Raw genomic sequence first — 22,665 nt, forward strand, 5'->3', positions numbered from 1 at the left:
AAAAATCAATAAAAAAACAAACAGGTTTTTTAAATCGACACCAAAAAAAGGTGCTAAAAACAGTATTAATTTGCGGAACGATGCTTCTTTTATGCCTGCAAATCATCCAGCAGAAACACAAAAAGCTCTTTTGGGCCATGAGCCCCTAAAACCAGTGTTTTTTCTATATCCGCGGTTCTGCTTGGGCCGGTTATGGTAGAGATCAGCGAAGGCAAATTGTTTTTGTATTTGTTTTTGAGGAGTTTGAAGCCATCCTTTAAATCCAATACCAATTGCGAAGTATAAGCCAGCACAATATGTTGATGCGGATAAATGCTTAACCTGCGGCCGGCCGCATTGCCGTTGGTTGCTAAGATACTGCCATTTCTGGCGATCAACGCATCGCAAAGGGTTAAGCCTACTTCGGCCTGTTCAAAATCTTTATCAGTTTCAAAATATGGATATTCGTAGGTTTGGAGGATGTTTTGAAGATAGCTTTCCCAGCAATATATTTTATGCCAGTTGCGTTGTTCGGCCAAAGTCAGCAGGTTTTCGATAAACTGAATTTCATCTTCGCAAAAAATAAACTGACCTGCTACAGCTGTAAACTGCTCGGCAAACATCAGTTCCAGTAAATCTTCCTGCGGCGGATAAAGCGGCAAATCTTCCAGTTGCGGATACGGGTTGTCGCGCTTTTCCAGCAAAGCCTTACGGATTTTTTTCAGCAACTGCTCTTTTGGTGTCGTATCTTTCATTTCAACACAAAAGCCACTATGCATGTACATAGTGGCTTAAAAATTATTTAATAACGATTAATCTTTTTTGGCATTGGCTTCTTTTTCTTCAGGATTGCGTTCGAAAGTCCCGGAATGATCGCCAACGCCTTCATGTACTAAGTTTTGCTCTACCGGTGCCAAATTTCCGGATGGGTCATCACCATTTACAAATTCATCATAAGTAGTGCGGTTATCAAACGGACGTTTTCCTAAAATCTCTTCCAAGTCAGATTGAAACAGGATTTCTTTTTCCAGTAATTTGTTGGCCAATTTATCCAAACCTTCGCGTTTATCTGTCAATAACTGCTTGGTACGCTCGTAGATTGACCCGATTAAGTTACGCACTTCGGTATCGATCAATTCGGAGGTTTTATCAGAATAAGGTTTGTTAAACTGATATTCTCCTTGCGTATCGTTAAAAGAAACGTTGCCAACTTTCTCGTTCATCCCATAAATACTCACCATTGCGTAAGCCAGTTTGGTAATACGTTCCAAATCATTTTGTGCACCGGTTGAAATTTTATTAAAAACGATGTCTTCTGCCACGCGGCCGCCCATTGTCATACATAAACCGTCAACCAATTGCTCGGTAGTGTATAAAAACTGTTCTTTAGGCAAATATTGTGCATAACCCAAAGCGGCAACACCACGCGGAACAATCGAAACCTTGACCAACGGATCGGCATGTTCTAAAAACCAACCGGCAATAGCATGGCCAGCTTCGTGGAAAGCAACAATCCGTTTTTCCTCCGGGGAAATGATCTTGTTTTTCTTTTCCAAACCGCCAATTACACGGTCAACTGCGTCCTGAAAATCCTGCATATCAACCGCTTCCTTATTTTTACGGGCGGCAATTAAAGCGGCCTCGTTACAAACATTGGCAATTTCGGCACCGGCAAAACCAGGTGTTTGAGCTGATAGCTTTTTGGCATCAACATCAGCTGCTGTTTTTATCGGCTGTAAATGGACTTTAAAAATCTGCTCACGTCCATTCAAATCCGGTTTATCGATAGAAACCTGCCTGTCAAAACGTCCCGGCCGCATTAATGCAGAATCCAAAACATCCGGACGGTTGGTTGCTGCCAGGATAATAATGCCAGAATCTGTACCGAAACCATCCATTTCCACCAACAACTGGTTTAATGTATTTTCCCGCTCATCATTACCGCCAACAATATTGTTTTTGCCACGGGCACGGCCAATTGCATCAATTTCATCAATAAAAATAATGCAGGGCGCTTTATCTTTTGCCTGTTTAAACAGATCACGTACGCGGGAAGCACCAACACCTACAAACATTTCCACAAAATCAGAACCTGAAAGCGAGAAGAAAGGAACCTGTGCTTCACCGGCTACTGCTTTTGCAAGCAAAGTTTTGCCTGTTCCCGGTGCACCGATCAATAATGCACCCTTTGGGATTTTACCTCCCAGATTAGTGTATTTTTTAGGGTTTTTTAGAAAATCCACGATTTCCATCACCTCTTGTTTGGCTTCTTCCAAACCGGCCACATCATTAAAAGTAACGCTCACCTGTGATTCTTTGTCAAACAAGGTTGCTTTGGATTTCCCGATGTTAAAAATCTGTCCGCCCGGGCCACCGCCTGCACCGCCGCCCATCCGGCGCATAATCAGCATCCACATACCGGCAAATAAGGCTACCATAATAATGGTTTGAACCAGCCAGCTGGAAAAAATACTTTCGTGCTGCTCGTAGGTGGGCTGTACTTTTTCTGCGTCCGGAACATCTTTTTGCGCACCCAGCACAGATTGTTTCAAACTTTCGTAAGAAGCATCAGTAAAGTAGTACTGCGCATTATCATTGGCCATGTTAAACGAGCGTTTTTCGCGCACATTAGCATATTGCGGTTTGCTAAGGCTATCTTTTTTAATATAAACTTCGGCAACCACCAAATCACCATTTTTATAGGCAACAATTTTATCAACATCACCTTTTTTAAGCATGGTACTTTCAAAAGTTTGAAAGTTTACCAGTGTACCGCCACTTCCGCCAAAAAAGTAAGGCACCACCAGCAAACCGATCACGGCGATGGCATAAATCCACATAAAATTAAACTTAGGTGGTTTTGGTGTTGTTTTTTTATTAGGTATCCGACGGATATTTTTCTGATTTTCAGCGTTTTTTTCTTTCATTTCTACAAACACATATTATACACGTACGCAACAGGATCTAACATTTTAAGCACTTTTATAAGATTTAAACTCGGCATCGCCCCACAATTCTTCTATCCCGTAAAACTCGCGTTTATCTGTTTTAAATATGTGTACCACAACGTCAACATAATCTAATAAAATCCACTCACCATATTCAAAGCCTTCTTTCCTCCAGGGATCTTGTTTTAAAGCTTTGTAAACTTCATCTTCCACACTTCCGGCAATTGCCCTCACTTGGGTAGTGGATTCTGCATGGCATATCACAAAATAATCTGACACTGAACTGCGGATATTTCTGAGGTCTAATCTAACAATATCATTGCCTTTTTTCTCTTGTATCCCATTGATAATGATTTCCGATATTAAGGCCGATTCTAATTTATTCTTGTTTATTACCATTAAAAAAACTTAGTTTTGAGCCACATTCACATACGTTTTTTTCTACTTTGCAAAATAACATATTTTCGGGGGCATTTGTTGGACAAAATATTCTAACGTATAAGGAGATAACTTCCACTAATGACCTGATGAAAGAGTTAATGGCAAAATCTACGCCATTGCCTGAAGGTACGGTCATTATGGCAGACCATCAAACCGCCGGCAAAGGGCAGCAGCAAAGTGGCTGGCATGGTCAGGCGGGCAAAAACCTCACCTTTAGTTTGCTTTTGTTTCCTGATTTTTTAATTGCCGACCAGTCTTTTTCTCTTTTGTGTGCAATAAGTTTAGGGGTGATTAAAGCCCTGCAACTTATTTTAGGGGATAAAACCCGCATCAAGTGGCCCAATGATATTTATTATGGTCAAAAAAAATTGGGCGGTATCTTGATAGAAAATTTACTGGCTAAAAGAAGCATTAAACAATCGGTTGTGGGTATCGGCATCAATATCAATCAGGAAAGTTTTCCGGATGATTTGCCCAACCCGATTTCGATCTGGCAGGTTTTATACAAAAAAAGTGTGCTAAAAGAAGTATTGTTACAAATTTGCGCCAGTATAGAATTTTATTATCTGAAGTTAAAAGCTGGAGAATTTGACGATGTAAAGCAGGAATATCTGCAAAATCTGTACGGTTTGGGGCAGGAGATTTGGTTTCAAACTAAAGAAAAAACTTTCATCGGAAAAATATCAACAGTAAACCATTTGGGCAAACTTGGTATCCAACAAGAAAACGAAACTGAATTTTTTGACCTGAAAGAAGTCAAATTTTTATTTAATCAACCATGAAAAAATTAACACTGTTTTTAGCCGTATCTTTTTTGAGCACCGGCTTGTTTGCCCAAATTTTAAAGCCGGTAAAATGGTCATATGCGGCCAAAAGAATCAGTAAAACCGAAGCTGTTTTATTGCTTAAAGCCACTATTGATAACGGCTGGCACATTTACTCAACCCGACAAAAAGAAGGCGGACCGGTAAAAACCGAATTTACGTTTACGCCATCAAAAGATTATGCTTTAATTGGCATAGTGGCCGAACCTAAACCGGTTACCAAATTTGAAAATGCATTTAAAATGAATGTGCTTTATTTTGAAAAAAGTGCCGTTTTTCAGCAAAAAATCAAACTGAATAAAGACCAAACCAACATTAAAGGCAAGATAGAGTTTATGGTTTGTAACGATAAACAATGCCTGCCGCCAGATGATTTTGAATTTAACATTCCGGTTAAGTAAGTAGCTGAGGATCAAGATTTAGCAATGAGTACATCTATAGAAAATATTGGCCTGTTCACCTCTGGCGGTGATGCGCCAGGCATGAATGCAGCCATCAGGGCGGTAGTGCGCACGGCTTTGTATTACAACATCCAGGTTACGGGCATCCGGCGCGGATATGAAGGCATGATCAACGGCGAAATGTCTTTGATGGACCGCCGCTCGGTGGCCAATATTGTGCAGCGCGGCGGTACAATCCTGAAAACCGGCCGGAGCGAGCAGTTTATGACGCCCGAAGGACGGAAATTAGCTTACGAGCAGCTGCAAAAAAATAAAGTGGATGCTTTGGTTGCCGTTGGTGGTGATGGCACTTTTAAAGGTGCACAGCTTTTTGGTAAAGAATTTAACATACCGATTGTTGGCCTTCCGGGCACGATTGACAATGATTTATTCGGGACAGATTTTACCATCGGCTATGATACGGCCATCAATACGGTAGTAAATGCAGTAGATAGAATACGCGATACGGCCGAATCACACGATCGTTTGTTTATTATAGAAGTGATGGGCAAAGATGGCGGCATGATTGCTTTGCGCACGGGCATTGCAACCGGCTCGGAAGCAGTTTTGATCCCGGATTCTACCAGCGATATCAATGCTGTTTTTGCACGGTTAGAGCGGGACCGTCGGCACAAATCTTCTAAAATAATTATTGTGGCCGAAGCAGACGAAGAATCAGGTGCTGCATTTGATATTGGCGATCAGATCAAAGAAAAATACCCTAATTACGATACGCGGGTTTCTGTTTTAGGCCATATCCAGCGTGGCGGTACGCCAACCTGCATGGACCGGGTTTTGGCCAGCCGCGTAGGTGTTGCCGCAGTAGAAGCACTGCTGGATGGCCATCGTAATGAGATGATCGGCGTAATTCATAATGACATCAGTTACATCGATTTTAGCCGTGCCATCAAGCATAATACCGAACTCAACCCCAAACTGTTAAAGATCGTAGAAATTCTTTCTCTATAAATTTCAGGCGATAAAAGAAGTAGCGTCAGCTCTGTCCGAAGGAAAAGGATTTTATACTTCTCTTACCGGCTTAATTTTTAAAGCAACTTGGCGGCTACTTCTTCCCAGGTATCAACACGTTCAAATTCGGTTATTAATTTGTTATGGGGCGAAGTGAACAGCAGCGGCCGGCCATTAAAAGCAGTGAAATTACGGCTGCGGTCATCAATCATGATGTCCACGTTTACAATTTTCAACCCGCAAAAAATAGTGCGCTGCCAGGGGATAAATGGAAAATGATCAGCCAGCCAGTCCACTTTATCTTCCAGCGAGTTACGGAACTCCATTGCGGCAGAAACAATGAAAACGTCATATTTTTCACTCAGTTCTTTCACCACGCGCTGGCTGTCTTTAATTACTTCCAAATCGCGGAAAAAACCTTTTTCATAAATGTGTTTCCTAAAGTCTCCGGAAATATGATCTGGCAAAATGGCATAAAATTCTTCGCCATCCTGCTGCTGCCGTAATGCTTCTTTTGGGTGGTTTTTTTTGTACAGGGCCTCAAATTTAGCAATTACATCGGCCAGCACTTCGTCCATATCAATGGCAATACGTTGTTTTTCCATTTTAATCAGGTTTTTGCAAAATAAATTAATTTTTTCAAGAAGCTGTTCAAAACCGTTGGACTTATTGGCCATACTTCTTTTATCAACTAAAATATGGTGGTTTTTTTAATTATCGGTAAACGGAAAATATCAAATTTACAGGTATAAAAGAAGCTTGTAAATAGCTCACATAAAAATTCAGCCAGCTTCCAAACTCAAAAAAACAAACTTAAAATTGATTTTAAGCTGATTTATTGGTGATTAGATAAAAATTTTAAATATTTTTCCTAATTTTGCAGCCCCGCAACAAAAAGTTCCGGGGAATATGTTGAATACATAAAAACAAAAAAATGGCAACTAAAATCAGATTACAAAGACACGGTAAAAAAGGCAAAGCTTTTTATTACATCGTAGTGGCAGATGCCCGCGCCCCGCGTGATGGCCGTTTCATTGAGCGTTTGGGCTCTTACAACCCAAACACAAACCCGGCAACAATCAATATTGATTTTGATAAAACGCTGGATTGGGTAACCACAGGCGCACAACCAACCGATACCTGCCGTGCAATTTTGGGTTATAAAGGCGTAATGTACAAAAAACACTTGCAGGGCGGTGTTAAAAAAGGTGCTTTAACGCAAGAACAGGCCGATGCAAAATTTGCAGAATGGACTGAACAAAAAGAAAATAAAATAAGCGGTAAAACAACCTCTTTATCAACCGCAAAAAGCGACGCACGCAAAACTGCTTTAGCTGCAGAAGCGAAGAAAAATGCTGACCGTGCCGCTGCAATTGTTGCCAAAAATACTCCGCCAGTTGCAGAACCGGTAGCTGAAGAAACAACGGAAGAAACTACTCCTGCTGAATAATCAGCATAAATAACAACATTGCGTATAGCGAAGCTTTGAAATAAAGCTTCGCTATACTTGTTTTAAGCCCTTTTTTAAGATGACGACAGAGGATTGCTTCCGTTTGGGGACCGTAACCAAAACCCGCGGGTTAAAAGGCGAACTACAGGTTTATATTGATTTTGAAGAACCGGAAAAACTCAAATTTAAAAGCCTTTTTTTAGAAATTGGCGGAAAATTGGTCCCGTACTTTGTCACGCTGTTTAAATTACCGATGAAAAACGTGGCTTATCTGCAACTGGAAGACGTTGATACGATAGAAAAAGCATCTTTATTAATTAAAAAAGACGTTTTCCTGCTCAATAAAATCAAACCTAAAAAGAAAAAAAACGAATTTGGGCTGAAGGATCTGCTGCACTTTATTGCGGTGGACGAAAATGAAGGCGAACTGGGCGAAATCATTGATATTCAGGAATATCCGCAGCAGTTTATCGCTACCGTTCCGTATAAAAACCGGGAAGTGCTTTTTCCGCTCAATCAAAACATCATTAAAAATATTGATGTGGCAAAAGGAGTGGTGCTGGTGGACCTGCCCGAAGGTTTATTGGATATTTATTTGGATTAACCGCTCCTAAAATTAGGCAATACTGTTTTTATCAGTCAAATTTTAGGGTGATAAAAACAGCATCCTAAAAAACGCATTACGTAAAATCACGTTAATATTTGCGTGGAAACGCCAAGCTGATTGCGTACAAGCAACCTTTCTGTACTTTATAACTACCTGTAATTTAGCATTTAAAGAAAAGGTAGTATCCGAAAAACCTGAAACGAGTAGGAAAAACGCTAAAAATTTAAAGCGATGTTAAGTACAGAAACCAAGGATCCGATGACGATCGATGAACTCAAAAAATTATCTCCGGTAAAAGCAACTTCCGCAGAAAACCTGTTGAACACAGGAACAAATTTTGACCAGGAACCGCAAACAGAAGTGATTGACGGCCGCCGCTATCCAAAAGGAATGGTAGCGGTTGGTTTAAAGGCCGGAGATAAGTTTGCGCTGGCCAACGTTACAGAAACCGATCATTTTTACCCTACTTTCAGCGATTTGGATTATTTCCCGAAGCCTGAACCCAAGAAATTGCAGAAACCTCGGTTTATCGGGCAAAATGCTGCATTGCCCGGCGATATTTTGAAAACAATTTTCGGCACGGATGATCGCAAAGTTTATTATTCTACTGCTTACCCGTGGCGTTGTGTAGGCCGTGTAGAAACGGCTTTAGGTTTCGGCAGCGGTGTGATGATTGGCCCGCGCCACCTGCTCACCTGCTCGCATATTATTGATTGGCAGGCAAATAACCAAACCGGCTGGTTAAAATTTACACCGATGTATTACAATGGCAGCGCGCCTTATGGTGTTGCAAACGGCATCCGCACTTATTACATGTTTAAAGTAAGCGGCCCAACCATTGATGGCACCGAAGCAAAATTTGATTATACGGTTGTGGTTTTGGATAAGCCGCTGGGCAATAGTACCGGTTGGATGGGTTCAAAATCTTATACCGATAATTGGGACGGACAACAAGTTTGGACCCACGCCGGCTATCCTGCAGATTTGACCGGCACACAACGGCCAACCTATCAAACCGGTATTGCTTTGGATGGCGATTCAGGAACTTCTGATGACGCCGAATACATGGCCCACAAGGCGGATGTTTATCCCGGACAAAGCGGTGGCCCTTTTTGGGGATATTGGGCAGGCCAGCCGTATGCAGTTGCCACACAAAGTGCACAAAATGCCAATTACAACACGGCAAGCGGCGGCTCGGATTTGGCTGGTTTGGTTAATAAAGCCAGAACAGAGTTTCCGTAAATACCAAATTTAGGTAGATAAAAGAAGCATTGTTACGTTGATGCTTCTTTTATCATATAAAATTTATCCTGCCCAACCTTCGCGGTCCAAACTTCTAAACTGTATCGCTTCTGCCAAATGCTCAATCTGGATGTCTTCTGTTCCGGCCAAATCAGCAATGGTGCGGGCAACTTTTAAAATCCGGTCGTAAGCGCGGGCACTTAAACCTAATTTTTCCATTGCCTTTTTTAGCAGGATTTGTCCTGTTTCGCTGATTTTACAAACCTGGCGCACCATTTTGGATTCCATTTGTGCGTTGCAATGTAAATCAGGCTTTTCAGTAAACCTTTTTTGTTGGATTTCCCGCGCTCTGATCACACGTTCGCGGATGGTTTCGCTTTTTTCCGAAACCCGTTCCGAAGAAAGCTCTGTAAAATTTACCGGCGTTACTTCTACATGCAGATCAATCCGATCTAAAAGCGGTCCCGAAATTTTACTCAAATATTTTTGTACGATGCCCGGCCCGCATACACATTCACGATCTGGATGATTGTAGTAACCGCAGGGGCAAGGGTTCATGGAAGCGACCAGCATAAAACTCGAAGGATAATCTACACTCATTTTCGCGCGGGAAATGGTTACTCGGCGTTCTTCCAGCGGCTGGCGCATCACTTCCAAAACCGTCCGTTTAAATTCCGGCAGTTCATCCAAAAACAAAACACCGTTGTGCGCCAAAGAAATTTCGCCAGGCTGCGGGTTGCCGCCGCCGCCAACCAAAGCCACATCCGAAACCGTATGGTGCGGCGAACGGAACGGCCGTACCGAAACCAGCGCATCCGCTGCAGCCAGTTTCCCGGCAACCGAATGGATTTTGGTGGTTTCCAACGCTTCGGATAAATTTAAAGGCGGCAAAATGGAAGGCAACCGCTTGGCCAGCATGGTTTTACCGGCTCCGGGCGGACCAATTAAAATTGCATTATGACCACCGGCAGCAGCAATTTCCAGCGAACGTTTGATGTTTTCCTGTCCTTTCACATCCGAAAAATCAGCTTCGTACAAACTGATGCTGCGATAAAACTCATCGCGTGTATTTACAATTTCTTCTTCCAGCGGTTTATCTCCGTTTAAAAAATCAACTACTTCAGTAATAGAATTCACTCCAAAAACAGCTAAATTATCTACAATTGCGGCTTCGCGGGCATTTTGTTTGGGCAGGATAAAACCTTTGTAACCTTCTTTTCGTGCCTGAATGGCAATGGGCAGCGCGCCACGAATGGGTTGTAATCCGCCGTCTAACGAAAGTTCGCCCATGATGAGGTACTTATCCAGTTCATCGTGCGAAATTTGCCCGGAAGCCGCCAAAACGCCAATTGCAATCGTCAAATCATACGAAGAACCTTCTTTGCGCACATCGGCCGGAGCCATGTTCACCACGACCTGCTGTTTGGGCATGTGGTAATTGCAGTTTTTTAAAGCAGATTTTACTCGGAAATAACTCTCTTTTATAGCATTATCGGGCAAGCCAACTACATAGTATTTGGTGCCGCCGGTAATGTTTACTTCAACGGTAATTGTGGTGGCTTCGATACCGTAAACAGCACTGCCAAAAGTTTTTACAAGCACAGGAAATGATTTTAAATTTCCTGTAAATTAACTAAAAATTAATATAAGTAGCTTTAGAAGAATTATATTGATAAATCATTCAACCTTATACTCATAAACTGTTCTACCAAGGTTTCCTGAAGCATCAATTCCTTCTATCACTACTCGATAATTTGCTACACTGCCAGCGTTATAGTATTCAAAAAAAGCATTGCCCTCGTTATCAGTAACTACGTTTGGTTTCCAAAAAATTGTCGACCGTAAATCTTCTTTAAAATTTTTTAATTGATTGTAATTGTATTTTGGCGAATAGAATTCTTTTGCTTTATAAAATCCTTTTATAATAATTGGTAATATTCCAGTAGAAGTTTTATTGGTTTTATCTGTTCCAGCAGCTCTTTTAGTTGTTATAATTACCACATCGGCAAATTGTAATTTTTCATCAGAATAAATCGCGCTATTTGCCCCTTTCCGCAGAATTTCAACTGTTTCTACGTCATCGGCAGATAAATCATCCAAGTTACTTTCTCTAACTCCATCAATAATAATAATTGACGGCAAACCTTTTCCGGGTAGATGCGCAAGAATCCTGGTTGACAAAAGTCCACTGATTTTAGAGAACTCTTTAGCATGTATCACAAAATCTGCATTTCCAGCTCCGGCACGGCTTGAAGTATAATAGTGGTTGTCAAACTTTTTTCCAATTATTGTTATTGCTTTCAACTTTATACCATTATTTAACCCAAGTTTTAAATTTTCAATCTGTTGCAGTTTTTTGTTTTCGAGATAGGAAGCCATTAGTTCATTTGTGTTGCTTGGTATCTGATATGTATTATTTACTGTTAAAGGAGGTAAAACTTCTTTATTATATATAAGCCTTGCAAAATTTCTGCCTTTAGCATTTGTAGCGCTCAAAACAAACCGAACACTATCAATAAAATACAAATTGTTGAAACTAAACTCGCCTTTATCATTAGTTAAAGCATTAAGAATTAGTCCGTTTTCTATTGATATCAAAGACACTAAACCTCCTTTCAATGGTTTTCCGGTTAATGTTTTTGCAAACCCGTTTATTTCAAGTCCTGTTTCTGCTGTAAAAGCTAAAGGCGGCAGCTTATCCTCCAACAGTTGCTTCCAAGTGAACCGGCGATAACCATGGGTAAGCATCAATACATCTAAATCTTTTCGGGCCTCTTCTGTATTGCTAAAGTATTGTCCTGGTTTTTCTATATTGCCTTTAAGATCTGAAGTTAGGAGTAAATAGGTTAAGATATTTTGTCCGGTACTATCTGTCAAAGGCACTTTACCCTCATCAGTTACTGAAACTGAAAAATGACCAACTACCGGAATAACTGTTGCGTTTGTTGCTTTTAAGTTTATTAAAACTTTTTCGTGTTTGCCATATACTGTTTTTTGGTTAATTACAGAAAGCTTTAACAGGTCTGGGTTTTGAACGAATACTAAACGTTCACTCAAAGGTTCGCCAGTTTCTGAAAATAATGTGATTTGCATTACGCCAGAATGTAAATACTGTTTTTGCACATCAAATTTAACTGTCGTACTATCCAATCCGCCCTTTACTGTAACCGCTTTGCCCCCTTCAAGGATCAGCAAAAAGAACTTTTTATTTTTGTTGTCCCGATAATAGCTTTTACTGCTGTTGATCGCTACCGTAAACTTCGCCGTGGAATCTATGACTGCAAGGCTTACAGACCTTTCTGGTACTTTAGGAAGATCACTTATATTCCGGCTACCATCAGCATAAACAATATTTGCTTTATAAAAAGTCCCCTCTTCTACATTCATGTTAAAAAAACCCATACCCAAAGGGTTTGATTTGAACGATGTAATCTGCTTGTTCTTATCAGTTATCGTTCCTTTTACTTCAATTCCTTTACCTTCTTTATCCAAAGCCTTAAAAGCTACTTTACAATGAACCCCACTTACCAATTCTCCGCCTTCTGGCAAAAATTGTATGTCGTTTTGGCTATTAACTTTTTTTGTTGAAGTACTTTTTGTCTCATTTGGAACATTTGCTGCACCAATATTGCCTATTGGTATTGTTTGGTCAAAAAATACTTCCTCACCCTCATTTCGCATCCAACGGGTAAAAGCCCTTATACGATAATTTCCCATGGATAAAGAATCAGGCAAGGTAATATCTCCCCAAGTGATACCACCAGTAAGCGGTAGTTTTATGACCTTATTTATTTTATTATTGGCATCAATTAACTCGATATTGATGACACTGCTCTTAGTGCTTAACAAATGTTCTTGCCCAAGAGTAACATAAACTTTAAAATAAATTGTGTCCCCTGCTGCATAATAAGGCTTATCAAATTGTAGATAAGCTTTTTCTGTAGGAAAATTTGTGTTAAAGGATTTTACTTTTGAAAGGATATTTTTTATAACTGAATCTTGCTGACATTGCCCAGTTAAAGGGAACAAAAACACCAATTGTAAAAGGCAAAAAAATATTTTTCCCACAATATTTTTATCAATAGGTTTCAATAGTAAATATATGGATTGCTTTGCTTTTAGTATGGTTTAAAACGCACGATCATGAAAAACAAATACATTGAAAAGCCAATGCTTCTTTTACCACATAAAAAAGCCGGAACTTTCGTCCCGGCTTTCTATTTTTTATCTGCCTTGTCTTGGCATGTTCTTCATCATTTTGGCCATTTGTGCCGGATTGGAAAACTGCTTCATCATTTTCCGCATATCGTCAAACTGTTTGATCAAACGGTTTACTTCTGCCAGTTCGTTGCCCGAACCTTTTGCAATGCGCATTCTTCGACTTTGGTTGATGATGTCCGGGTTTTCTTTTTCTTTCGGCGTCATGGATTGGATAATGGCTTCGATGGATTTAAAAGCATCATCCTGGATATCAATATCTTTCATCGCTTTTCCAACCCCGGGGATCATGCCCATCAGATCTTTCATGTTGCCCATTTTTTTGATCTGCTGTATCTGGCCAAAAAAATCATTAAAATCAAATTTATTTTTGCGGATTTTCTTTTGAAGTTCGGCGGCTTCTTTCTCATCAAATTGTTGCTGCGCACGTTCAACCAGCGAAATTACATCGCCCATTCCTAAAATCCGGGACGACATCCTGTCCGGGTGGAAAACATCCAGTGCTTCCATTTTTTCGCCGGTACCGATAAATTTGATTGGTTTGTTGACTACAGATTTGATGGACAAAGCCGCACCGCCGCGTGTATCACCATCTAATTTCGTTAAAACAGCTCCGGTAAAATCCAAACGGTCATTGAAAACTTTGGCCGTGTTTACCGCATCCTGGCCAGTCATGGCATCTACCACAAACAAAATTTCGTGCGGGTTCAATGCTTTTTTTACCTGCTCAATTTCCACCATCATGGCCTCATCAATAGCCAAACGGCCGGCGGTATCCACAATTAAAATATTATTTCCGTTTTGTTTTGCCTGAGCCAAGCCTTCCAAAGCAATTGCAACCGGATCTTTGGATTCTAAATTAGCGTAAACCGGCACGCCAATCTGCTCGCCCAAAACCTTGAGCTGCTCAATTGCAGCCGGGCGATAAACATCACCGGCAACCAGCAAAGGCTTTTTGTTTTTTTGAGTTTTGAGGAAGTTGGCCAGTTTTCCGGAGAACGTAGTTTTACCGGCACCGTTCAGTCCGGCAATTAAAATAACGGTTGGGTTGCCCTGAAAAGTGAGTTCTTCCGTGGTTCCACCCATTAATTTAGTCAACTCATCGCCCATGATTTTGGTGAGCAGCTGGCCGGGGGAAATTGAAGTCAGCACGTTTTCGCCTAAAGCTTTTTGGCGCACTTCATCGGTAAAAGCTTTGGCCGTTTTATAATTTACGTCGGCATCCAGCAAAGCTTTGCGGATTTCTTTCATGGTTTCGGCCACGTTGATTTCCGTGATCAAACCTTGTCCTTTTAAAACCTTGAATGCGCGGTCGAGTTTATCCGAAAGATTATCAAACATCTTTTTAAATCATTAAAAAACAAAACACAAAGTTATGATTTTGAAGCTAAAAAATTTACCCGCATAGCGTTTTAACGATGCTTCTTTTATCGGGTAAAAACCAGCCAAAAACTATCGGTAATAAGGGAATTTATAGGTGATGCCCAACGCCAAACTCTGGTAAGCCTGTACGCGTTTTGAAGTGTTTGGATCATAAAGCAATGTACCGATTATGCTAACGTTTACCAGCCGGTTTACTTTGGCGGTAAGCGTGCCATCGATACGGTGCGTCATGTTTAACGGTGTATCATAAGGGATAAAAATTAAGTAACGGGCTTTTAAATTGACGTTTTTGGCGATGTCTTTATCAAAGTTGGAAACGATTTGGAAAGCCAGCTGGTTTAACACATGCCTGCCGTATCTAACACCATAAACGGTTGCCGTATCGCTTGGGTAAACAGAATTACTGAGCACAAAGGTTTGCCGCGCCGTACCTGTACCGAAACGCATACTGAAATAGGTTACCGGTTTATACTCAAAACCGATGGACTCGGTAAGGTAACCGGGCGCCATAAACCTGGAAATGAGTACCGGCCGAACGTTTATATCGTTAGAATAAGTAAACCCGTCATCAAACTGAGACTCAAAACTAAGCGAGCCGTAAAAATCCCAGTGCTTTGAAAAATTGATGGAAACTTTATTGTCCCAAAAAATGCGGTCGTTGGTTTTGCGTTGTACCTGGCCCTGGTTTTTTACTTTTCCGTAGAGCAAAATCAGTTCCGAAGTAAAATCCTTGCCATCTTTATTATACTCGGTTTTATAATCAAAATTTGTTCCAACAGCGATAGAACTTACGCCGCCCGCACTCCAGTTGTTGCTAAAGGCAGATTGATTGAGGTTGAAGCCAAAAAGCACGTTGTTGCGCCAGTAACTTACTTTATAATCCAGGCCCGGGACCGGGATATACTCTGGTTGTAAATTTAACGGTTGTAAATGCACCGGCAAAATATTGCGGCCGGGCTCTATCCGGAAACGGTTTAGCAAATTAGTGTCGATTTTTATCGAATCAAGCCGGATCCTTATAGAATCTTTTCTGAGTGAATCTGTTCTTAACGAATCCCGCATGATAGAATCCCTTACCTGCGCATCGGCAGAATGAAAAAACAGTGATAAAAGAAGTATCAGCCAAAAAGCCGTGAGCTTGTGCATATCAGGCAAAGGAAAGCAAAAATGATTTTTATTTGAAGTGATTTTCAATTTTTCAACCCAAAACTAATGCTATTTTTTAAAATATTTTATCCACGAAAACAGCTTTCTGCGCTTTAAATAATCCGCAAAAGACTCATTGGCATACGCCTCCCGCTCAAAAACAATGTTCATATACGCTTCATGATGACCGTAAGTTAACCGATTGTACAAATAATTTATCAGGTAAAAGAAGTAAAAGGGCAGCACCAGCATTTCCAACTGCTGGCGCAGATGGATGATTTCGTGCCTAATCATCGTTTCATCCTGTTTGGATTTTTTTAGTTTCACCAAAATAAACGGGAACAGTGCCATACCGTTTACTTTAAGCGAAGGAACAACCAGAACCGGATAATTTAACTTCATTTTTCGGGCTGTAAAGGTGGCAGGTAATAAGCAGAAGGATTGCGCCGGAAACGGTTGTAACAGGATTTGACATAAGCGATAAAATCATAATCGTTCAGCAACACAACCATGTTATAATCAGGCCGATAACGGTACATAAAGCTGCTTAATAATTCGCCTTTCAAACCGGTGACAGCACCTACGGCGATGCGGTTAAAACGGGCATCTACGATTTGTTCTTTATAATCCCGGTCTATAATTTCGCGCAGTTTAGCAGCGTTGCGGCCGCGGCGGCTCAGCAGATTGTAAATTGCATCGATCCCGATCCCGGCCCCGTTGCTGCCGGTAGTTATCAAATCTTTGTTGGCCAAAGAACCATAAACCTGGTTAAATTCTTTCTTGTTTTCTTCCAGTTTTTTTTGCGCGCTCAAAGCACTGTCCCTGATCGTTACTTCGCGCAAAACAATGCTGGAGCGTTTTAAATAAACCGGAAGTGTTTGCAAGGTGGTTATCTTAACGGTATCATTAAAATAACCTGTTTTTGAAAAAATCAGTAAATCATTTTCGCGGACAGCAATGTTAAACTCGCCCTTTAAATTGTTGTATGTGTTTGCTTTTGTGCGGAAATTGCTGACTAAAACTTTAGCCACGCGTTCTTTTGTCGCTTGATCAAAAACAATTCCCTGGATCGGTTTTTCCTGCGCACGCAAATCCTCAAAAAGTATTAAAAGGCAAAACCCGCACAGCAAATATTTCAGCATTACAACACAAAACTACTTTACAAACACGAGATTTTGCAGTTCCTTAACAATAATTAACCCAACACCTGTTTAAATTTTATACAAAGGTTTTTATATGCTTCTTTTACCACCTAAATTTTGGTGCTTTTGATGAATGTTTCCGTTAGCAACAATTACAAAAACAAACTTTAGCTGGTAAAAGAAGCATGACAAACTTTATCAGTGGCAATTACACAGGCACCTAATGTGCAATGATGAGCTGCTGGCCAATTTTAATATTGTCTTCGCCCATCCTGTTCAACGCTTTCAGTTCATCTACGCTCAAACCAAAACGTTTGGAAACATTGTAGAGGGTATCGCCTTGTTTTACCTGATAAGTTTTGCTGCTGCCGGTTGCAGGAATGGCCGGTGCCACCACTAATTTGGTTGGCGATGGCGCATGTGCCAAAGTATCTTTAGCCGGTTTACCAATATTTTTATTGATTTGCGTGAGTACGCGGTCTTCCCGTTTGATTTTTTGATAATCGGTTTCGCTCATATCGTACTGATCCAGGTTGTAGCGTTTTATCAAACTGATTATCAGTTGCGGATATTGCGGATTGGTGGCATAACCCGCTGATTTTAAACCGTAAGCCCAGCCTTCGTAATCATTTTTGTTGAGCTCGAACAAAGCTGCATAACGTTTCTTTTTCAAGAATTCGGAATGATCGCGGAAAGAGCTTTCCGGATTATCGTAAACGCGAAAGCAATCATTGATCTTATCGTCGTTTTTAAAGTAAGATTTTCCTTTCCAGTCCGAAGTGCATTTGATACCGAAATGATTGTTGGCCACCACGGCCAGTTCGCCGTTGCCATTACCGGATTCGAGCAAACCCTGCGCCAGCGTTATACTTGCCGGGATACCATAAACGTTCATTTCCTGCACGGCAATGCCTTTAAAACGATCTATATATTGTGGCACACCGCCAAACGTAGCATATTGGGCGATGGCATCCTTGTTGGTTTTCTGGATGGATTTATTGTTTTTTGCCGCCTGATGATTGGTAATTCCGTTTTTCCGGGAACTGCAGGAAGCCAAAATGATCAGCGCACAAAAAAATGCCCGTTTTTTATACATAAAAAAAGTATTACGTGGGCAAATATAAATTGTTTCTGAAAAACAGGGGCGAGAGATTGCTGCTGATTAAAAATATTACTGGCTGTCTTCCGGTTTTTCATCCAACTCATTTAAACTGAATTTTTTAATGAGTGAAAGTACCTGAGACGACCATTTGCTGCTGCTGGCATAACCGCCGCGCTGGATGCCTTTTGCCCAGCTTTTATAATCAAAAGAATCAAATTTTTCTGCCAGATGACTGAATTGTTTCCGTTCAGACATCATCCGGGCAAAATCATCAAATGAAGCCAGAACAGAATCATACGTTTTGTAGGAATGGCGACCTTTCATGCCAAACTGATTGTTGGATTTTCTGGCCAAAGCACTGTTTCCGCTGGCAGATTCGTGCATGGCGATGGCCAAAGTTATGCTCGCCGGGATCCCGTAATCGTGCATAATACTTATGGCAGCATCTTTGTACTTGTCGATGTAAGATTTTGAAGTGTTTTGTGCTTTGGCAACAAAGCCGGACAATAAGAGTAACGGTAAAAATACTTTCTTCATAATTGTTTTTTTCGGATGAACATCAGCCCGTCCCGGATTGGGAGGATCAAATTTTCAACACGTGCATCAGCGGTTGTTTTATCATTAAAATCGCGCAGCAACTGCATATCCTTTTCCTGAAAATTGTCGTCTGTTATTTTACCTTTCCGCAAAATATTATCCACAATTATCAATCCTCCGGAACGGATATTATTGAGTATTAACTCGTAATATTTGTAATTATTGCGTTTATCCGCATCTATAAATGCAATATCGTATATTTTATGCGATAATAAGGGAAAAATATCAAATGTTTCCCCGATAAATAAATTGATTTTATCTGCGTAAGCCGATGCCAAAAAGTTGTTTTTCAGCAAATCTTCCAGTTCAGGATTGATTTCGATCGTATCGATTTCGCCGTTTTCTGCCAGTCCTTCGGCCAGACAAAGGGTGGCGTAACCGGTAAAAGTGCCGATCTCCAAAATGGCTTTGGGTTGGATTAATTTACTGAAAAAACTAAGCACCCTGCCCTGATAATGCCCCGAGATCATGTGTGGCCGCAGCACTTTTAAATGCGTTTCGCGGGCAATTTTTTGAAGGGTTTCCGGCTCCGGCCCGCAGTGGTTTTCGAGATAAGTTTGCAGCAGCCGGTCCAAAATTTCCATCTGGCAAAGATATTCTTTTTAAAATACTGGCCAGCCTGTCTGTTTTTTTGGGCAGATGCTGTTTTTACCGACTGTTTTTTTCGAGGTAAGATTGTAAAATTATTGTTGCAGAAATAGTATCGATTAAAGATTTATCTCGGCGGTCCATTTTTTTCAATCCGCTTTGGGCAATTGCTGCGGAGGCCATTTTGGAAGTAAAACGTTCGTCCATCATCTCTATCGGAACCAGGGGAAAATGCTTTTTCAAAATCGTTATAAAACCTTTGATCATTGGTGCAGCTTGCGAAGGCGAACCGTCCATCTGTTTCGGTTCGCCCACCACAAAAAGTTCCACTACTTCTTTTACCAGGTATTTTTTCAAATATTCTACAATATCTTTCGGGTGGATGGTTTCCAGTCCGGTGGCAATAATCTGCAAAGGATCTGTTACGGCAATGCCAATGCGTTTGGTGCCATAATCAAAGGCCATGATGCGGGGCATACTGTTTTTATCGGGTAAATTTTGGTGTTAAAGCGGAGGCAAATGTATAAATCCCGCATCAAACAAATCAGATAAAAAGTTTTGCGAACGGCAATCTCAATACTAATCCTTAATTTGCATCGATGCAGTTTCAAGAAATAATAGGCCAGGAAGCAACCAAGCAACGTTTAATTGCCACCGTAAAAGAAAACCGGGTTAGCCATGCGCAGCTATTTTTGGGGCCGGAAGGTTCGGGAAGTTTGGCGTTGGCGTTGGCTTATGCGCAATACATTTCCTGCGAAAACAAACAGGAAAATGATTCTTGCGGAGAATGCAGTTCCTGCCGAAAATACCAGAAATTGGTGCACCCGGACCTGCATTTTTCTTATCCGTTTTTTGCCAAGCATAAAGACGATACGGCCTTGATTTTTATTGATCAGTGGCGAAAAGCTTTCCTTAAAAACCCGTATTTAAACCTGGACGAATGGCGCAGTTACCTCGATGCGGCCAACAAACAGGCCAATATCAACATTGCCGAATGCCACCAGATTATCCGTAAGCTGAGTTTTAAACCGTTTGAATCAGAATACAAAATCCTGATTATGTGGCTGCCGGAATATCTTGACAAAGAAGGCAATACGCTATTAAAAATCATTGAAGAACCGGCGCAAAAAACGCTTTTTTTATTAGTTGCAGAATCGCAGGACGATATTTTGAACACGATTTTATCGCGCACGCAATTGGTGAAAATCCCTGCCCTAAAAGATGCAGATGTACAGGAGTTTCTGGAAAAAAACCAGCAATCTGGAGCAGCAGCGGCACAAATTGCTTACCTCAGCAATGGTAATTTAACGGCTGCCATTCATCGGATAAGTGCGGATGACGGCAACTACCACGATCGTTTTGCGCAATGGCTCCGGCTGTGTTTTACCAATGATGGTTTAAAACTGATCGAATTTACTGAACAACTGGCCAAACTCGGCCGGGAAAACCAGAAGAACTTTTTAGAATACGGTTTATGTTTTATCCGCGAATGCGGGATGCTGATTTCGGGTGCCGGTGATCTGGTTCATCTCCCCGAAAAAGAAATGATTGTTGCCCAAAATATGGCCGGCAAAGTGCTGACGATGCCAATGGTGGAAGTGATTACCAGTGAACTGGACAAAGCGCATTACCATGTAGAGCGCAATGCCAACCCCAGAATTTTATTTTTAGACGTATCTTTACAACTTGTGAAGATTTTGAAATTTAAAACGTTCCCGCAAGGGACTCAACATATATTATATTAACATGGGATGTGGAAGTTGTTCTTCAGGCGGCGGTTGTGCGCCTGCAGGCTGCAAAAGTAATGGTGCTTGCCTTACAAACGGTTGCAGCAAATTGGATGTTTACGATTGGCTGTCTAACATGGATATGCCTTCCAGCTATAAACCTTTTCAAATTGTAGAAGTAAAATTTAAAGGATCACGCAAGGATTTTTACCTCAATATTGATAATATTTATTTAGAAAACGGCGAATTGGTGGTTACCGAAACCACTACCGGCGGTTTTGATGTTGGCCACGTATCCATCACCGGCGAACTGGTTCGGATGCAGCTCGTAAAAAAGCATGTAAAAGAAGCAGACGTCACCAAAAAAATCTTTCGGAAAGCTTCGCCGAGTGATGTGGAAAAATGGAAAGCCGCCAAGGAGCAGGAGTGGGAAACGATGCACAAAGCACGAAAATTAGCTTTGGATTTGAACCTTTCCATGAAAATTAGCGATGTGGACTATCAGGGCGATAAAACAAAAGCCACATTTTATTATACGGCGGAGGGAAGGGTGGATTTCAGGGAACTGATCAAAAAAATGGCCGAATCTTTTCGTATCCGGATTGAGATGCGCCAGATTGGGATGCGTCAGGAGGCGAGCCGTTTAGGTGGAATCGGTTCCTGCGGAAGAGAACTTTGCTGTTCTACGTGGCTTACTGATTTTAAAACCGTTTCTACCGCTGCGGCACGTTATCAAAATCTGTCTTTAAACACCTTAAAACTGGCCGGCCAATGCGGCAAATTGAAATGCTGTTTGAACTATGAGTTAGATAGTTACATGGATGCTTTAAAGGATATCCCGGATGATGTGCACATTCTGCGTACCGAAAAAGGCGATGCCCGGCTGCAAAAAACGGATATTTTTAAAAAGCTGATGTGGTTCAGTTATCCGAAGGAAGAAAACTGGGTTGCAGTGCCGATTAAACATGTTAGGGAAATACAAGCCATTAACAAAAGCGGCGAAACTGTGCCGGATTTAGGTGAGAGCAAAGAACCGGAAATAGCCGTAAAAGCGTTTGATTATGAAAACGTTGTTGGCCAGGACAGTTTAACACGTTTAGATGAACGCGCCACCCGCAATAAACGCAATAACAACAACCGTAACCGGACAAAACCTTCCGCAGAAAACGGACAAAAACCGATTGTTCAAAATACAAAAGTTGCCCAAAATATACCGGTAAAAACAGCATCACCAAACCAGGAAGTTTCCGCTGACGCTGCAGTTCCGAGAGAAAGCAGTAACTCAAACCGAAGGAACCACCATCGAAGAAACCGGCCAAACCGCAATCCAAACAATCAAAACAACCCGAATCAGCAAAACAACAACCCTAAGCCAGAATGATCCGCGGGAAGCTTCTTTTAGCAGCTATTTTTATCGGAATGATCTCAATGTTTTCGGCTTGCAATGAGCCGGGCACATTGGTTGATCAGCGTACGGCAATTAACAGTCAAAACTGGTCATATTCCAACAAAATCAAAACGGAGGTTAAGGTAGAAGATACTTCCGTGCCCTATAATGTCTATTTTATTTTGCGCCATTCGGCGGAGTACAAATATTCCAATATCTTTATTTTGATGCACCAAACCTCGCCGGATCATCACACCAAAACTATTCGATACGAATTTAAATTGGCAAATCCTGATGGAGAATGGCTGGGCAACGGTTCGGGCAATTTGTATAGCTACGTGCTTCCTTTATACACTAATTTTCAGTTTCCGGCCAAAGGAAATTATACGTTTACCATTGAGCAAAACATGCGGGACAATCCGTTGCGCGGCGTTTCTGATGTGGGTTTTCGGGCGGAAAGGGCAAAATAGATGCT

Annotated in this window: 23 protein-coding genes; 9 read left to right on the plus strand and 14 right to left on the minus strand. The window is 41.2% G+C overall.

Features of this window, described 5'->3' with window-relative positions; genetic code table 11:
* Nucleotides 1-89: 89 nt before the first annotated feature.
* From ACOFKR_RS01250 to rsfS, 3 genes are read right to left on the minus strand one after another with little or no spacing between them, the layout of a single operon-like run.
* Nucleotides 90-734: a LutC/YkgG family protein gene (locus ACOFKR_RS01250; RefSeq protein WP_419802214.1), complete on the minus strand. Its 645-nt coding sequence runs from the start codon at nt 732-734 to the stop codon at nt 90-92.
* A 57-nt stretch (nt 735-791) separates the two neighbouring features.
* Nucleotides 792-2,906 (minus strand): ATP-dependent zinc metalloprotease FtsH, encoded by a 2,115-nt coding sequence (gene ftsH / locus ACOFKR_RS01255; protein WP_419802215.1) that lies wholly within the window; start codon nt 2,904-2,906, stop codon nt 792-794.
* Between the two features lie 45 nt (nt 2,907-2,951).
* Nucleotides 2,952-3,326, minus strand: coding sequence for a ribosome silencing factor (gene rsfS / locus ACOFKR_RS01260; RefSeq protein WP_419802216.1), 375 nt, complete (start codon nt 3,324-3,326; stop codon nt 2,952-2,954).
* 47 nt (nt 3,327-3,373) lie between these two features.
* On the opposite strand from rsfS, the gene ACOFKR_RS01265 reads away from it, so the two are divergent.
* Genes ACOFKR_RS01265 through pfkA form a run of 3 tightly spaced genes read left to right on the plus strand, consistent with a single transcriptional unit; the run spans nt 3,374 to nt 5,601 of the window.
* Nucleotides 3,374-4,150 (plus strand): biotin--[acetyl-CoA-carboxylase] ligase, encoded by a 777-nt coding sequence (locus ACOFKR_RS01265; protein WP_419802217.1) that lies wholly within the window; start codon nt 3,374-3,376, stop codon nt 4,148-4,150.
* The gene (locus ACOFKR_RS01270) at nt 4,147-4,593 is read left to right on the plus strand and encodes a protein-disulfide reductase DsbD domain-containing protein (protein ID WP_419802218.1); all 447 of its coding nucleotides are present in this window, start codon (nt 4,147-4,149) and stop codon (nt 4,591-4,593) included. Before ACOFKR_RS01265 ends, ACOFKR_RS01270 begins: the two co-directional genes overlap by 4 nt.
* 24 nt (nt 4,594-4,617) lie before the next feature.
* Nucleotides 4,618-5,601: a 6-phosphofructokinase gene (gene pfkA, locus ACOFKR_RS01275; protein WP_419802219.1), complete on the plus strand. Its 984-nt coding sequence runs from the start codon at nt 4,618-4,620 to the stop codon at nt 5,599-5,601.
* 77 nt (nt 5,602-5,678) lie between these two features.
* On the opposite strand, the gene ACOFKR_RS01280 is transcribed toward pfkA, so the two are convergent.
* Nucleotides 5,679-6,206: a 5' nucleotidase, NT5C type gene (locus ACOFKR_RS01280; RefSeq protein WP_419802220.1), complete on the minus strand. Its 528-nt coding sequence runs from the start codon at nt 6,204-6,206 to the stop codon at nt 5,679-5,681.
* Nucleotides 6,207-6,535: 329 nt separating this feature from the next.
* Here ACOFKR_RS01280 and ACOFKR_RS01285 point away from each other — a divergent pair, with 329 nt between their 5' ends.
* From ACOFKR_RS01285 to ACOFKR_RS01295, 3 genes are all read left to right on the plus strand, one after another.
* Entirely contained in the window at nt 6,536-7,051 is a 516-nt protein-coding gene (locus tag ACOFKR_RS01285; protein WP_419802221.1) for a 30S ribosomal protein S16, read from the plus strand.
* A 79-nt stretch (nt 7,052-7,130) separates the two neighbouring features.
* Nucleotides 7,131-7,655: a ribosome maturation factor RimM gene (gene rimM / locus ACOFKR_RS01290; protein WP_419802222.1), complete on the plus strand. Its 525-nt coding sequence runs from the start codon at nt 7,131-7,133 to the stop codon at nt 7,653-7,655.
* Nucleotides 7,656-7,889: 234 nt separating this feature from the next.
* Nucleotides 7,890-8,900 (plus strand): trypsin-like serine peptidase, encoded by a 1,011-nt coding sequence (locus ACOFKR_RS01295; protein ID WP_419802223.1) that lies wholly within the window; start codon nt 7,890-7,892, stop codon nt 8,898-8,900.
* A 63-nt stretch (nt 8,901-8,963) separates the two neighbouring features.
* Here the strand turns inward: ACOFKR_RS01295 and ACOFKR_RS01300 are convergent, their stop codons facing one another.
* From ACOFKR_RS01300 to ruvX, 10 genes are all read right to left on the minus strand, one after another.
* A complete protein-coding gene (locus ACOFKR_RS01300; protein WP_419802224.1) occupies nt 8,964-10,502 on the minus strand; it encodes a YifB family Mg chelatase-like AAA ATPase in 1,539 nt (512 codons plus the stop codon).
* A 75-nt stretch (nt 10,503-10,577) separates the two neighbouring features.
* Entirely contained in the window at nt 10,578-12,992 is a 2,415-nt protein-coding gene (locus ACOFKR_RS01305) for a TonB-dependent receptor (protein ID WP_419802225.1), read from the minus strand.
* Between the two features lie 132 nt (nt 12,993-13,124).
* Nucleotides 13,125-14,459: a signal recognition particle protein gene (ffh, locus tag ACOFKR_RS01310; RefSeq protein WP_419802226.1), complete on the minus strand. Its 1,335-nt coding sequence runs from the start codon at nt 14,457-14,459 to the stop codon at nt 13,125-13,127.
* Nucleotides 14,460-14,570: 111 nt separating this feature from the next.
* A complete protein-coding gene (locus ACOFKR_RS01315) occupies nt 14,571-15,647 on the minus strand; it encodes a DUF3078 domain-containing protein (protein ID WP_419802227.1) in 1,077 nt (358 codons plus the stop codon).
* A 69-nt stretch (nt 15,648-15,716) separates the two neighbouring features.
* Entirely contained in the window at nt 15,717-16,049 is a 333-nt protein-coding gene (locus ACOFKR_RS01320) for a hypothetical protein (protein ID WP_419802228.1), read from the minus strand.
* Nucleotides 16,046-16,789, minus strand: coding sequence for a hypothetical protein (locus ACOFKR_RS01325; RefSeq protein ID WP_419802229.1), 744 nt, complete (start codon nt 16,787-16,789; stop codon nt 16,046-16,048). The genes ACOFKR_RS01320 and ACOFKR_RS01325 overlap by 4 nt, the downstream gene beginning before the upstream one ends.
* A gap of 220 nt (nt 16,790-17,009) precedes the next feature.
* On the minus strand, nt 17,010-17,885 hold the full coding sequence (locus ACOFKR_RS01330; protein ID WP_419802230.1) for a glucosaminidase domain-containing protein: 876 nt from the start codon (nt 17,883-17,885) through the stop codon (nt 17,010-17,012).
* A 75-nt stretch (nt 17,886-17,960) separates the two neighbouring features.
* Entirely contained in the window at nt 17,961-18,428 is a 468-nt protein-coding gene (locus tag ACOFKR_RS01335; RefSeq protein ID WP_419802231.1) for a glucosaminidase domain-containing protein, read from the minus strand.
* Complete coding sequence (locus ACOFKR_RS01340) at nt 18,425-19,072, minus strand: O-methyltransferase (RefSeq protein WP_419802232.1); 648 nt, start codon at nt 19,070-19,072, stop codon at nt 18,425-18,427. Before ACOFKR_RS01340 ends, ACOFKR_RS01335 begins: the two co-directional genes overlap by 4 nt.
* Nucleotides 19,073-19,136: 64 nt before the next feature.
* The gene (gene ruvX / locus ACOFKR_RS01345) at nt 19,137-19,553 is read right to left on the minus strand and encodes a Holliday junction resolvase RuvX (protein ID WP_419802233.1); all 417 of its coding nucleotides are present in this window, start codon (nt 19,551-19,553) and stop codon (nt 19,137-19,139) included.
* 122 nt (nt 19,554-19,675) lie between these two features.
* Here ruvX and ACOFKR_RS01350 point away from each other — a divergent pair, with 122 nt between their 5' ends.
* The 3 genes from ACOFKR_RS01350 to ACOFKR_RS01360 are packed head-to-tail and all read left to right on the plus strand — an operon-like array spanning nt 19,676 to nt 22,660.
* A complete protein-coding gene (locus ACOFKR_RS01350) occupies nt 19,676-20,821 on the plus strand; it encodes an ATP-binding protein (RefSeq protein ID WP_419802234.1) in 1,146 nt (381 codons plus the stop codon).
* 1 nt (nt 20,822) lies between these two features.
* Nucleotides 20,823-22,184 carry a PSP1 domain-containing protein gene (locus tag ACOFKR_RS01355; RefSeq protein WP_419802235.1) on the plus strand — a complete coding sequence of 454 codons (1,362 nt, stop codon included), beginning with the start codon at nt 20,823-20,825 and terminating at the stop codon, nt 22,182-22,184.
* Nucleotides 22,181-22,660, plus strand: a complete 480-nt coding sequence (locus ACOFKR_RS01360; protein WP_419802236.1) for a gliding motility lipoprotein GldH — start codon at nt 22,181-22,183, stop codon at nt 22,658-22,660. The genes ACOFKR_RS01355 and ACOFKR_RS01360 overlap by 4 nt, the downstream gene beginning before the upstream one ends.
* Nucleotides 22,661-22,665 lie beyond the last annotated feature (5 nt).

The organism is Mucilaginibacter sp. (genome assembly GCF_965201005.1).
Taxonomy (GTDB): Bacteria; Bacteroidota; Bacteroidia; order Sphingobacteriales; family Sphingobacteriaceae; genus Mucilaginibacter_A.